Consider the following 14360-nt stretch of genomic DNA (forward strand, 5'->3'; position numbering starts at 1 on the left):
CGTCGACGAGATTAGGAAGGCAGTTTAGTGGTTTCATAAGTTGGGCTGATGAAATATAGGATAAAATTATTAACAATTTATGCAAAATAAACGAAAACCCAACAATCAAAGTTTACTAAAATTCGGTGGATTTATATATTGTGAGGCGGTATAAGTTGACAACAAAAACTATTGGGATTAATATTCCTTGTTTTAATGAAGAGGATAATATTATTGAGATGGTTAATCAGTTAACTGCTCTTTTTGATCAAAGACTCAAAAATTATAACTATATTATCCAATTTATTGACAATCATTCAACAGATAAAACAAGATCTTTATTGAAACAAATATGTTCTGAAAATCCCAAAGTGAGGGCAATCTTTAACGCTCGGAATTTTCCAAAAACTTCAGGGTATTATGGAATAATTCAAGCTATAGGGGATTGCGTTATATCAATACCTGCAGATTTCCAGGTTCCACTGGATTTAATACCTCAAATGGTTAATGAATGGGAAAAAGGAGCGAAAATAGTCTGCCTAATAAAAGAGTCAAGTGAAGAGAAGCGTATTATGTGGAATATACGACAAACTTATTACTATTTTTATAAACGTTTTTCCGAAACGGATGTATTGAAGAACTTTACTGGTAGTGGTTTGTATGATAAACAATTTTTGGATCTTTGTCGCACAATAAATGATCCAGTTGTTTCATTTTATCAGCAGATAACTCAGCTAGGATATAATATTGTAAAAATTCCATATAAGCAAAAGCTTAGAAAGAAGGGAAAATCAAAGAATAATCTATGGACTTTACTAGATTTTGCTATAATTCGTTTTACTAATGCTTCATCAGTTGGTCCAAGATTTGCAACCGTTGCGGGCTTTCTTGCGTCATTTTTAAGTGCCATTATAGCAATTATATACCTTATATTGAAGTTAATGTTTTGGGATAAATTTCCTGCAGGTACAGTTCCGATTTTAATTGGTGTTTTCTTTATCGGAGCAATACAACTTTTCTTTATTGGATTAATTGGTGAATACATCATTAAATGCAATACAAGGCTGATGAATTACCCGCTTGTTGTGGAGGAAGAGAGACTAAATTTTAGTCAATCTGATTTGGAAGGCAGGGATGGATATGAAACCAATATGTCTTAGTATTAGGCAGGAGAATGGAATAGACTACTCTCCTGTTATTCCATATGATCCTGACGAGAATTTTCCTGAGCTAGAAGCAATTAAAATAAGTAATAAGAAAAATTATGTTTATAGAAGCATTAGACAATGCTTTATTGATCTTGAAATGGATAAAAAAAATATTGGTACCTCTGAATGGTCGCCGTTGTCAGAGATTATCTCTCCTGGGTATACTGTTGTAATTAAACCAAATTTAGTTCTTCATTCATCAAAAGATGAAATGCAGGAATATTTAACAACTCATCCATCAGTATTAAGACCTATCGTCGATTATTGCTGGAAAGCAATGAAAGGATCCGGACTGGTTGTAGTCGGTGATGCTTGTAGTTCTGAAGCCGATTTTGATCTTCTTGTTGAGCGTTTGGGATTAAAACAGATGATTGATGTTCTTAAGCAACGTGGAGTTAATGTAGAACTACGCGATTTTAGATCAGTTAAAGTTATGACAGAAAACGGGATATGGGTTGGAGAACAGGAAGTCGCATTTGAACAACCTCAGTCCCAGGTTATCAACCTAGGGAAGAATAGTTTATTTGCTATTGATAAATATAAACATGTCGATATTCATGGCGCAGGTTATGATATTAAATCAACGATGCGGCATCACACAGGTGATATACAGGAATATCGTGTATCTAAAACTGTTTTAAGTGCAAATGTAGTAATATCTGTTCCAAAACTCAAAACCCATAGGAAGGCAGGGCTTACATGTTGCCTCAAGAATCTAGTCGGAATTAATGTGGATAAAAATTATCTTCCCCATTTCACGATGGGAAGCAAGAATATGGGCGGAGATGAAATGCCTGTTATTGACCATAAGAATATTAAAAGAGTGAAGTTTTACAACTTAATTAGAAAGTATATCATTGGGTATAGTTGGAAGTTAATTGGGAAACCGGGAGTTCGAATGTTAAGGCTTCTGAAAGATCGCGAAACGAAATTTACAGAGATAAATATGAATGCAAAGAAGCAAGTAACTGATTCGCTGAAAAAGTCTTCTGAAAATACAGATTTAGCAAGATGGTTACACAATAAACTTTCCGGACAAAGTGTGGCAGCTGGAGCATGGTCAGGCAATGAGACAATTTGTCGAATGATACTAGATCTAAACCGCATTTTTCTATGCTGCGATAGAGAAGGACACCTAAGGAGTAAAACCGATAGAAATATATTTTATATCGTAGATGGAATATCAATGGGAATGGGGAATGGTCCAACCTCACCTATCCCGGTTAAAGCTGGATTAGTGGCTGCTGGTTGGAATGGGTACATGATCGATACTAAGATCGTAGGTCTTTTTGGGGTTGATCCTGATTCAATAACCCTATATAAGATGGCTAAAGGATGCCCATGGTTATTTTCAAATGCTGAGGGTAAATGTTTAATTAACGGTAAAAGTATTGCAGAGTCATCAAGGTTACCGATAGAACTTATACCACCTGATGGATGGAGTTTCAGGAAGAAATCTACATTACCGGAGGAATCATAAAATGGAAATAGTAATTGGAAAACCCAAAATAGCCAATAAGGAAAACGGTAATGCAGTACTAAGCGCTGAAATTAGGGAAAAGGACTCGTCGTTCGAGTTATGGTTTGAGGTTGAAAAGGAATACGAGAAATATCTGTGTGTGGAACGGTCAGATGCTTTTTTAGTATCATTGCTTCCTTGGGCAATGATGAGATCGTCAGACAAAGATATATGTAAGATTTATTGTGAGACCCCTATATCAGAGCAGTTACATCATCAGTTAGTAAATTACTATATTCCATTGCTAATAAATAATATCACATATTATCATAATGTAATTATTTTTACCCAAACCGAATCTGAAAAACTTCCAAGCGAAGGCGCTGTTGGAACTGGAATATCAGGTGGAGTTGATTCTTCATATACTCTGGCTAAATACATTAACTGTGAGGACCCAAACTTTCAACTCACTCATGGGGTTTATTATAACATGGGTATTTATGGAGGTTTTGATAGCAAGTCGGAAAGACAGTTGCAGCATAAAGTATCAAATATAGCTCATGATTGTAATCTAAGATATATCAAAATGACTTCAAATACATGTTTAAGGCTTTATGAAAAAGCACATGCGCCTATTGTTCCATTTGTTTTTATTGGAGCAACTCTTGCTATGCAGAAGTTATTTTCGATATATTATTATTCGTCTGGTTTTTCTGCCTCTGATTTTTATTTTAGTGAAGCAGATGCCGCATATTTTGATCTCTTAAACGTTCATTGCCTTTCCACACAGAATACGCATTTTTACTCTTCAGGGGTTGAAACGACGCGGCTTAAAAAAGTAGAATTCATTACTGATTTTCCATTTACTTACGATAATTTGGCCGTATGTCTTGATACCTCTCAAGATAAAGGTAACTGTGGCAAATGTGCAAAATGCACCCGCACAATGGCAGAATTAGAAGCAATCGGTAAACTGGACAAATACTCAGAAGTTTTTGATGTTCAGGCTTTTCGTGATCATCCGGGGTATCATTGGGGGTATGTATTATTAAAAAGCAAAAGTGATTCTTTCTGTAAGGAAATTGTTGAGAGATATAGAGCCGGAGGTAATAAATTTCCGTTTATTGTATACATAAGTAGTCTGAAAAAATGGGTTTTAAGGGGTTTTACTACTGAGAATAAAAAAAGGGAGAAAATTCATATATGAAATTTGCTAATTATCTCTTTAATGCAAGAAAAGTAAATAACCTTGGTGACAATATGCAACTCATAGCAATTGATCAAATATATGAGCGAATGGGAATTCCACAAAAAGATATTGTTTATATTGACAAAAATGAGCTTAGTACCTACAAGGGTGAATATGTTATATTACCGGTTACCATGCCCCTTATTGACTACATCGATGGGGGAATCAGTGCAAGGTTTTCTGATCATATAGTTCCGGTTTTTCTCGGACTTACATTAGTTACAGATACTTTACTTCCTGAAGAGGTAGAATATTATAGACGTTTTGAACCTATAGGGTGTCGGGATGAAAGAACGTTAAATACATTGCGCAGGTATAGCATTCAAGCCTATCTTCATGGTTGTATAACTGCTACGCTTCCCAAGAGAGAAATAGAAGGTAAATCGTTTAATAAAGTATTCATAGTTGATATCCCAGATGATTTAGTCCAGTATATTCCTGACAATATTAAAAAGGATGCAGTTTGGAGAACACATTTGCACGACGAGCCAATCGATGATCCGAAAGCTCTAATGAGACAATATTATGAAGATTATAAATCAGAAGCAAAATTAGTCATAACTTCTCTTTTGCATTGTTCTGTACCATGTATTGCAGCTGGCATACCCGTCATTCTTGCTAAAACTGACATTTCATATAGGTTTTCATGGGTAGATAAGTTGATTAAGATATACAGCAAATCAGAATTTCTAAATATCAATTGGAATCCTGAACCGATTGAATATGAAGAACATAAGGAAAGGGTTATTCAAACCACTATTGAAAGACTTTTCAATGCATATAAAAAATATCAGGCTATTTATGATATTAGTTGGTTTTATGAGCAAAGAGAAAAAAATGAGTACATTGTTGATGCATTTCAGACGATAAAGACATTTATTGATGAGAAAATGACAGATTTCAATGCAACGTATGAATACTCGATTTGGGGTCTAACTCAGATGTCTACACTAACTGTAAGTTATATAAAGCAAAGATATCAAAATGCTAAGCTCATGCATGTATATGATTCTTATCGTAAAAGTGTTTTTGAGGGTATAACTTCAGAATCACCCGAAAATATCCGCAAGTACAAAAATGATATCATCTTTGTAACTACTAATGGGGCACAAAGTGCTGCAAAAGAACTTTTCAACGACATAGGCAAATCTAGTGAATCCTATACTATTCTGGAGGTCATCCGTTGACATCTAATAGAATCTATCTGATATTATTCTAAATACATTGGGTAAATAATTATGAATGCGAAAAAAGGATCCAAAGGGCTTATATGCTAAGACTCAGCGTGGTGAGATGCGTGAATTTACTGGCTTAATAACTGATCCTGTGGAAACAAGCGTCAAACGGATGCTTTAAATGATTTAAAGCAATACTGCTTTTTATCGAGGTGATAATATGTTCGGTCGAACACTGATGAATAAAACAATTAAAGAGCTGCGAAAAAATCAATATTTCACGGCTAAGGAACTTGCGGATAAACTTCATTTAGATACCATTGAAATTTTAAAATTAGATGATAAAAAGCTTAAGGAAGTTGAAGACCCCCTAAGATCGCAGCTTATTCCAATCCTTCGGGGAGATTATATGGATAATATTCCTGGACTATAAGTAGTAGAAAATTTATGAGATTAAAGTTATTAAGATAATGTCAGGGTGACAAAGTTTGCTTGCAAATCTTAAACAAGGAGCTTAAACTTTTTAATTAAAGAAGTATTTTTCTTCGGATTCGTTGTAGAAGGAAGGTATTGCAATGAAATTATTCTCAAAGATTTTAGGGGCATCCTTTGTTATGTTACTAGGGCTTGGATCGTTTAATGTGATCCCAGCTGCAGCACAAATTACTGAAGATTCATCTTCAGTTGAGGCCCCTGTGATTACGTCAATCAGTATTAAGCCTGGTACTCCGGCAAAGATTGCTAATTCTTTGCTATTTCATAAAAAAGGTCAAGTCATAGAATTTAATCTGTTAGATCAGTATGGAAAGCCAGTATCCTACGGTAATTATTCAGGGACAGTTACGATAAGCGGTCCGGCCATTTTTGAAGATTTTAGACAGACATCTGAACTTAAAGTGAAAAATGGTCAAGGAAAACTAACTATTTATATTACAAATTATTTTCGCCTCGGTGAAATTATTATTACACCTCATTTCCATACCCTTCTTAACAAATCTTTTACTGAAACACTTTATGTTCCTAAGTATTCAGGAAATGCAACTCAAGTTGTTCTAAGTTCAACTCCTTCTACGACTGTTTTTAGTATAGATACATTGCGTTCCAACGGAACAAAGCCATTCCTTACTTATGATCTGGAGGCAGAAGATAACCAAGGCATTCATACCGCAACAAATGCTCCAACTGGGATGACAGCTGAAGTTACATACAATGGAAATCCTTCATCTGCAGTTGTCGCAACTCTATCGTCTATTGAAAATGGGAAATATAGCGTATCACTGAATTTATCCGAGAATGCAATTGAATCGTCTTCAGAGATTTCTAGGGGAACATATACTGTCAATATAATACCCGATGTAGCTTCTAAAACAATATTTCCTCCTCTGACAGAAACATTTACGATCATGAGTGAGTAAGTAAAAGAGTGGTGTAAGATCAAATAGGGTCAGCTATAAGGCTGACCCTATTTTTTTCAGATAATATTCAGGTAATTCTGTGCATTTTACGGTATAATTTAATTATAAATATGCTTAATTTTCCATAATCACCTAGAATGAGAGGCGATATGATGAAAAAATTCACGTTTAAACTTCTTACAATTTTAATCTGCTTAATAATTTCAATGACTTTTTTACCTGTAAAAGCTAATGCATTAAGTTTACCATCAGCACCTACAGGCTTAACAGCAAAGGTGACAGGCTTTGATCAAATCAATCTAACTTGGAATCCGGTAAGTGATGCTACCCAATACTATATCTATCGGGGAAACTCTTTATCTGGTACTTATACATATGTCGGCGCTGTAACAACTCCAAATTATAATGATACAGGCTTGACTGCAGCAACTCCCTATTATTATAAAGTCCAAGCTATTAATAGTGTGGGATCCAGTGATTATTCTACAGAAGCTTGGGCTACAACTTTATCTGCTTCTTCGTCAGGAGGTACAGTCTCTTTTGTCGGGAGTGATCGCCTTGCAGGGGACGATCGGTATGAGACCTCAGCTAAAATTGCGCAAGCTGGTTGGAAAACATCATATTATGCCATATTAGCAAGCGGAGAAAATTTTCCAGACGCCCTATGCGCAGCGCCTCTTGCATCAAAATATAATGCGCCTATTTTACTTACATCAACAGATCGTTTAGAGGATTCCACAAAAAACGAACTTTCAAGTTTAAATGTAAAGAATGTCATAATGATCGGTGGTGAAGGAGTTCTAACTGGCAATGTAGAACAAGCCATTAAAAACTTGGGAATTAACGTAACGCGGATTGCAGGTCAAGATCGTTATGAAACGTCAATGGATGTGGCCAAAATGTTGGGAAATTTTGATAAGGCAGTAATTGCAACGGGTGTGGATTTCCCAGATGTATTGTCAATTGCACCTATTGCGGCTCAAAAAGGAATACCAATTCTTCTCACCCCTAAAGATAGCTTGTCAAATAGCCTCAAAGAATATTTAAATCTGAAAGTCCAAAAAACTTATGTTTTGGGTGACTCAAGTGTTGTTAGTGATACAGTGGTTGAGCAACTCCCCTCACCCCAAAGATTGAGCGGATCGGATCGGTATGAAGATAATATTCAGATCATCAATGCGTTTGAGAATGATCTTGATTTAAGCAGTATCTATGTTGCAACGGGTGATTCATTTCCAGATGCGTTATCTGGTTCGGCTTTAGCTGCTTTAACAAAATCTCCAGTTATTCTTGTCAGTAACACTTTGAATCAAACTACAACTAATTTTCTTCAAAGTAAATCCACAATTCTAAAGAAGGTTACTGCTTTTGGTGGAACTGGCGTTGTCTCGGATAGTCTACTGAACAGTATTGCTCCTGGCACTGGATCAAATAATAGTGCTCTGTCTACCCCAACGAATGTTGTGGCAACTTCTTTGAATTCCAATCAAATTTATTTAACGTGGAATTCTGTCAGTAATGCAACGGCCTATAATGTTTACAGAGCTACGTCGTATTCTGGAACATACTCAAATGTTGCTTCGGTAAGCACTCCCTATTATTCAGATGCTTACTTATCACCAGGAACAACGTATTATTATAAAGTACAGGCTTTAAATAGTACGGGCTCAGGAGGTTATTCAGATATTATCTATTCGACAACACTTTCGAGTAACGAAACATCGTTGATTCCAACAAATCTAGTCGCAACTTCTCTTAGTTCCAGTCAAGTCTATCTGACGTGGAGTATTGTAAGTAACGCAACTTCTTATAATATCTACAGAGCCACATCATATTCTGGAACATACACTAACATTGGTACCGTAAATACTTCCAACTATACGGATACCTATCTGCCATCTGGGGTTACGTATTACTATAAAGTACAAGCTGTAAACAGCACGGGAACGAGTGCTTATTCAGACATTGTCAGTGTGACAACATTATCAAGCAATAGCGCTCTTTCAATCCCGGCAAATGTTACCGCAACAACTTTGAATACCAATCAGATCAATTTGACATGGGATACAGTTAGTAATGCGACTTATTATAATATTTACCGTTCAACATCATATGCTGGGACATATTCCATCATCGGCTCAGTATACACTCCTTATTATTCGGATAATTCGCTGACAACAGGAATCACATACTATTATAAAATTCAAGCAATGAATACAACCGGGTCAAGCGCTTTTTCGAGCATTGTTAACGCCACGACCTTGTTAGACAGTGCTACCCTATCACCTCCAAGTAATCCTGTTGCTACAGGTCTTAGCTCTAACGAAATTTATTTAACATGGAATGCAGTGAGTACTGCAACTTACTATAACGTTTATAGATCAACGTCGAGCCTTGGGACATATGAGCTTGTTGCATCAGTGAGCACTCCGTATTATCCCGACAATAATCTATCCTCAGGAACAACGTATTTTTATAAGGTCCAGGCGGTTAATAGTGTGGGTAAAAGTGATTATTCGAATATTGCCTATGCGACAACTATGTACGGCCGCAGTAGCCTTGCAACTCCTTCAAACGTTTTGGCTACGATGCTCAGTACCAGCCAAATTTATCTCACGTGGGATTCTGTTAGTAATGCTACCTATTATAACGTCTTAAGGTCGACCTCAAGTTCAGGAACATACACGATTGTTGCCTCGGTCAGCAACCCGTATTATGCAGATAACAGTTTGTCTTCAGGAACGACCTATTATTATAAAATTCAGGCCTGTAACAGTGTAACGACAAGTTCTCAGTCAAGCATTGTTTATTGTACGACGTCAAAATAATTTCTACTCAATTAGAAATTAAACTCGAGTAATGAAATCAAAAAACCTTTGTAATATGATAAAGTATTATTAGGCTAAATTTCGATTGTATTAAAATATTTAGGAGGATTTGTATGGAAAAAAGACGATCAATTATTTTAACGACGTTTTTAATGATTTTTTTGCTTCTGTCAATGAATTTTGAAGTATTAGCAGATACTACGGGAAATATTGCATCGATAACTTTGAATAAAGCTTCAGATGTTTTAACAGTCGGGCAGACAGATACATTAACAGCGTCGATACCTTCAACAAGTAATTCAAGTCAAACTTTAACATGGATATCATCAAATCCCAATGTAGTAAAAGTATTTAACGGAGTTTTAATGGGTTTAAGTCAAGGAACAGCATATATTACGGTATATACTTCAGACGGTAGTTATGCAACGTGTATAGTCATTGTTAAAAATCCAGACTCTTCAATAACCTTAAATAAAACCACGGATGTTTTGTCAGTTGGAACTGTCGATACTTTGACAGCAACAGTTACACCAAATCAAGCAGTAACATGGAAATCATCTAATACGGATGTAGTACAAGTATTTAATGGATTAATAATGGCCCAAAGTATAGGATCAGCTGTAATTACAGCAACAGCTGCTGATGGTTCCAGTAGCGCAACTTGTACTGTAACTGTTAATAATTCCGCAACCTCTTTAACTTTAAGTAAAAGCTCTGATACGTTAATCGTCGGAGGTACGGATACATTATATGCAACTGTATCGCCACAACTTCCGACAAATACATACATTATGTGGATATCATCAAATCCGAGTATAGCATCCGTATCAGGAGGAGTAGTATCCGGACTAAACTTAGGAAGTACTGTTATTACCGCCATAGCTTCTGATGGTTCGTGCAGTGCAGCCTGTAATGTTACAGTTGCAGATGGGACTGTTAATACGATAAGACTTGGTGGCTCAGACAGATTTGAAACTTCTGTCGCGATATCAAAATCCGGTTGGGAAAACGGGTCAACCTATGCAGTTCTTGCAACAGGAAATGATTATCCGGATGCCCTCAGTGCTGCTCCATTAGCCAAAAAATATAATGCCCCTATCTTACTTACAGATACAAAAACAATCCCTCAAGTTACCTTAGATGAAATTAAAAGGTTAAATACGACCTACATATTTATATGTGGCGGAACTGGAGCCGTGTCTCAAGAAATTGAAAATCAGCTGAATAGCATGGGAATCACAACAGAAAGACTCATGGGTGCCGATAGATACGCAACATCAGTTGCAATAGCAAATAAACTCGGTAATGGTTCAGGGAAATTAATGGTGGCTAATGGCTATGATTGGTCAGATGCCCTATCCGTTTCTTCTATAGCAGCAAAAGAAGGAATTCCAATTATATTAACAGATAAGGATAATTTGCCTGATTCTTTACAATCATTTATTGGCAATACAAATTTTAGTAAAGCTTATGTCTTAGGAGATACTGATTTAATAAGCAATGCTATTGCAAGTAAGCTTCCAAATTCGGAGAGAATTGTTGGAAGTAATAAATATGAGAGAAATATTAACATTATAAAAACATTTCAAAGTGAACTTGATTCCACATCAATATGTATTGCGACAGGATCTGATTTCCCGGATGCTCTTTCTGGTTCAGCACTTGCAGCAACATTGTCTTCAGCTATAGTTTTGGTGGATGATAATAATCTTCAGGATGTAACGACCCAATATACAACTCAAACGCTTGCACAAACTAAAAATATTTATATTTTTGGACTTCAAGGTGCGGTTAGTGACGATACCATAAGTAAGTTAATGACTAAATAACGGTCAAAAAGTTAGTGTTCTAAAATAAATAATCGCAGATAATTGCTGAAATATCCTAATTCCTGTTAATAAAAATTAGAGTTACGGGCAGTTTACCCGTAACTCTAATTATAAGGAGATGATCCTTTTCAACGAAATCATTTTATATCCTTCTGTTTAGCCTGCATGTGTAGGAGTTCTAATCCCCTTAGATCATCGAGTAGTGAATAAACCACCGGAACTGCGATGAGAGTTAAGAAGGTTGAAGTGATTAACCCGCCTATGATGGTAACGGCCATTGGCGAGTTCGATTCTGAACCGGTTCCTGTCGAGATTGCGGTCGGAATCATGCCGAAAATCATCGCTAATGTCGTCATAATAATCGGTCGCAGCCGCGTTGTAGCTGCTTGGAGCAAAGCTGTACTGCGTTCTGCGCCCTCGGCCCGCCTTTGCTTCGTGAAGTCGATTAATAGGATCGCATTTTTTGTAACCAATCCCATCAACATAATTACGCCGATGAACGCTATCATGCTAAAGTCTTTACCGGTGAGGAACAGGCCCAATATAGCTCCGATGATGGCGAAGGGCAGGGAGAATAAAATGGCAAGGGGATCGATAAAGCTTTCAAATTGAGCAGCTAAAATCAGGAAAATAAATAGGATTCCCATTAAAAATGCAGTGCCCAAGCTCGTGATGCTTTCTGCCATCATTTCCTGTGATCCGGCAGCCACCTGCGTCACTCCGGCCGGCATCTTTAAATCACTTGCTAATTTTTGATTAAATATCTTATTGAATTGACTTGATGTCGTACCGACGAGATTCGCCGTCAACTGAATTTCTCTGGCTTTATCATAGTGGTAAATCGTGGTGGGACTCGTCGTAAAGACCTGCCTGGTGACTTGATCAAGCGGAATCGCTTTACCGTTGGTCCCCGGTACATAAATTCCTTTCAAGCTATCAAAATCCTGCCTTTGATCATTCTGCAGCAAAACCTTAACATCGTAGCGATCCTGGCTTGTTTCAAAATGCGTTGCGACCGAGCCGTTAAACAGAGTGCTTAAGGTATTGGCTACGTTCGAAGGGCTTACCCCTAAATCAGCTGCGCGGTCGCGGTCGACCTCAAGTTTGGCTTCGGGTTTTCCGGCCACATAATTCATGTCGACATCAACGGTTCCCGGAATTTGTTTCATCATTTTTTCCGCTTGCTGTGTAAAAGCCAGCAACTGGTTAAAGTCATTGCCTTTAAAATGCAGCTGAATGTCTTTTCCGGACATTTGACTGGAGCCGGAGGTTATGGCAATGCTTGCTCCGGGAATTTGCTTCAGAGCCGTCCGCATCTGATTACCGATCGCGCTTAAGCTTTCCGCTCTGTCCTTTTTTTCAGGCACACTTGCGATAATTGTGATTTTGTCTGCGGTTACCGTTGTGTAAAGGGATTTGACTTCGGAAGATGTTTTAAGAATCGTTTCCATCTGTTTAGCTGTTTTAGCGGCGCTTTCCAGGGTTGAGCCGCTATCGGTCTTTGCTTCGATGGTAACCTTTGCGTTATCTACTGTCTCGACAAAGGTTGTTTTGATGGTCGTCGCAAGGCCTAAACTAGCGAAGAATAGGACGAAAGCGATGACTAAAGTTTTTACTCGGTGGCGCAAAGCGACTGTCAAAATACGGGAATACACGTGACCAAGTTTGTCAAACAGATGGTTGAACCATAAGAGAAAGCGGTGAAGTTTCCCTTTTTGGGTTTTGGTTTCCACGGATTCTTTTTTTAGGTATTTTGACGATAACATCGGTACGAGAGTAAAGGATACAAACAGGGAAACGAGGACGCTGGAAGCGATGGTAAGGCCAAATTGCTTAAAGTAGGGTCCGATCATTCCGTTGACTAAGGAAATCGGGAGAAACACGGCGACGATGGTAAACGTTGTTGCCATAACCGCAAGACCAATCTCGGCTGTACCTTCTTTTGCTGCTTGAATCGGTGATTTCCCCATGTTTAAGTGACGCGTAATGTTTTCAATAACAACGATTGCATCATCGACGAGCAAACCAACCGCCAACGAAAGCCCCAGTAACGATATGGTGTTGAGTGAGATATTCATTATTTTCATTGCGGCAAAGGTTGTGATAATTGAGGTTGGCAGGGATACGGCGCTAATGAGTGTGCTTCCCCAATTGCGAAGGAATAAGAAAACGATGATAACTGCGAGTAAACATCCTTCGAGGATCGTCTTCTGCACTTCGTTTACGGAATCCTGAATGGTCAGGGAATTGTCGTTGACGATATGAATTTGGACGCCGTTTTTAAGTGAGGCCTGAATTTTAGCAATCTCTTTTTTTACATCAGCGGCTACTTGGGTTGTGTTTTGTCCGGATTGCTTGACGATATCGATCCCAATGGCTTCGGAACCATTATAATAGGATATGCTGTCTCTGTCCTTAAGACCGTCCTCCACTTGGGCAATATCTTTAATTCGTATTTCCGTTCCGTTTCGTTTAGCGACTAAAACGTTTAGGAAATCATTGACTTCTTTGATCTTACTGTCGGTTTGGATGGAAAGCTCCTTATCCCCGTTTGACAGGTTTCCGTTTGAGGCATTGATGTTATCGCTTTGCAGGCTGGTCAGGATTTCCGTAGTGGTCAGATTCAGCGCTGCCATTTTCTCTTTATCGAGTTTGATATGAATTTCCCGGTCCTGTCCGCCGTATGTCGTGACCGAGCCAACGCCTTTTATAGTATTCAATCTATTTGTGACTTCATCTTTGGCGAATTGGGTCATGTCCCTACTTGAAAGAGGTCCGGTAACGACAAGTGAAAGAATGGGCTGGGAGCTAAAGTCAAACTTTTGAATCACCGGTTCATTAATATCCCTCGGCAAAGTACCCCGAATGCTGCTCAGTTTGTCCTTGACATCCTGTGCGGCCACATCGGTAGACTTATCGTTGTTAAATTGGACAATGGTCTGGGAAACTCCCTCCATAACGGTGGAGGTAACGTGTTTCACTCCTGAGATTTGGTCGACGGTGTCTTCCACTTTTTTCGTAACTTCCGTTTCAATCGATTCGGCTGAAGCGCCCGGCTCAGTGATGGAGATCGCTGCGACCGGGATGTCCGTATTCGGATATTGTTCAATGGGTAAACCAAAATAGCTGACTGCGCCGACTGCCAGCATGGCAATAACCACGACAATGGAAAATACGGGGCGTTTGATGCTTAAATTTGAAATAAACATATGCTGCCT

At 38.0% G+C, this 14360-nt stretch carries 10 protein-coding genes; 9 read left to right on the forward strand and 1 reads right to left on the reverse strand.

Annotation, left to right across the window (positions count from 1 at the left end):
* Positions 1-155 precede the first annotated feature (155 nt).
* The 9 genes from ACHOLT_RS05780 (at position 156) to ACHOLT_RS05820 (ending at position 11142) form a co-directional block, all read left to right on the forward strand.
* On the forward strand, positions 156-1139 hold the full coding sequence (locus tag ACHOLT_RS05780; RefSeq protein WP_425806408.1) for a glycosyltransferase: 984 nt from the start codon (positions 156-158) through the stop codon (positions 1137-1139).
* Positions 1114-2667 (forward strand): DUF362 domain-containing protein, encoded by a 1554-nt coding sequence (locus ACHOLT_RS05785; RefSeq protein WP_425806410.1) that lies wholly within the window; start codon positions 1114-1116, stop codon positions 2665-2667. Before ACHOLT_RS05780 ends, ACHOLT_RS05785 begins: the two co-directional genes overlap by 26 nt.
* Before the next feature lies 1 nt (position 2668).
* A complete protein-coding gene (locus ACHOLT_RS05790; RefSeq protein WP_425806412.1) occupies positions 2669-3853 on the forward strand; it encodes a hypothetical protein in 1185 nt (394 codons plus the stop codon).
* Positions 3850-5082: a polysaccharide pyruvyl transferase family protein gene (locus ACHOLT_RS05795; protein ID WP_425806413.1), complete on the forward strand. Its 1233-nt coding sequence runs from the start codon at positions 3850-3852 to the stop codon at positions 5080-5082. Before ACHOLT_RS05790 ends, ACHOLT_RS05795 begins: the two co-directional genes overlap by 4 nt.
* Before the next feature lie 55 nt (positions 5083-5137).
* The gene (locus ACHOLT_RS05800) at positions 5138-5251 is read left to right on the forward strand and encodes an adenylyl-sulfate kinase (RefSeq protein WP_425806414.1); all 114 of its coding nucleotides are present in this window, start codon (positions 5138-5140) and stop codon (positions 5249-5251) included.
* Between the two features lie 39 nt (positions 5252-5290).
* Positions 5291-5503 carry a transcriptional regulator gene (locus ACHOLT_RS05805; RefSeq protein ID WP_425806415.1) on the forward strand — a complete coding sequence of 71 codons (213 nt, stop codon included), beginning with the start codon at positions 5291-5293 and terminating at the stop codon, positions 5501-5503.
* 142 nt (positions 5504-5645) lie between these two features.
* Positions 5646-6485 (forward strand): hypothetical protein, encoded by an 840-nt coding sequence (locus ACHOLT_RS05810; protein ID WP_425806418.1) that lies wholly within the window; start codon positions 5646-5648, stop codon positions 6483-6485.
* A gap of 149 nt (positions 6486-6634) precedes the next feature.
* Entirely contained in the window at positions 6635-9313 is a 2679-nt protein-coding gene (locus ACHOLT_RS05815; protein ID WP_425806420.1) for a cell wall-binding repeat-containing protein, read from the forward strand.
* Positions 9314-9426: 113 nt separating this feature from the next.
* Positions 9427-11142, forward strand: a complete 1716-nt coding sequence (locus ACHOLT_RS05820) for a cell wall-binding repeat-containing protein (protein ID WP_425806422.1) — start codon at positions 9427-9429, stop codon at positions 11140-11142.
* Positions 11143-11279: 137 nt separating this feature from the next.
* On the opposite strand, the gene ACHOLT_RS05825 is transcribed toward ACHOLT_RS05820, so the two are convergent.
* Positions 11280-14351: an efflux RND transporter permease subunit gene (locus tag ACHOLT_RS05825; protein ID WP_425806424.1), complete on the reverse strand. Its 3072-nt coding sequence runs from the start codon at positions 14349-14351 to the stop codon at positions 11280-11282.
* Positions 14352-14360 lie beyond the last annotated feature (9 nt).

It is taken from the genome of Desulfitobacterium nosdiversum, assembly GCF_049860565.1.
GTDB classification, from domain to species: Bacteria; Bacillota; Desulfitobacteriia; order Desulfitobacteriales; family Desulfitobacteriaceae; genus Desulfitobacterium_A; species Desulfitobacterium_A nosdiversum.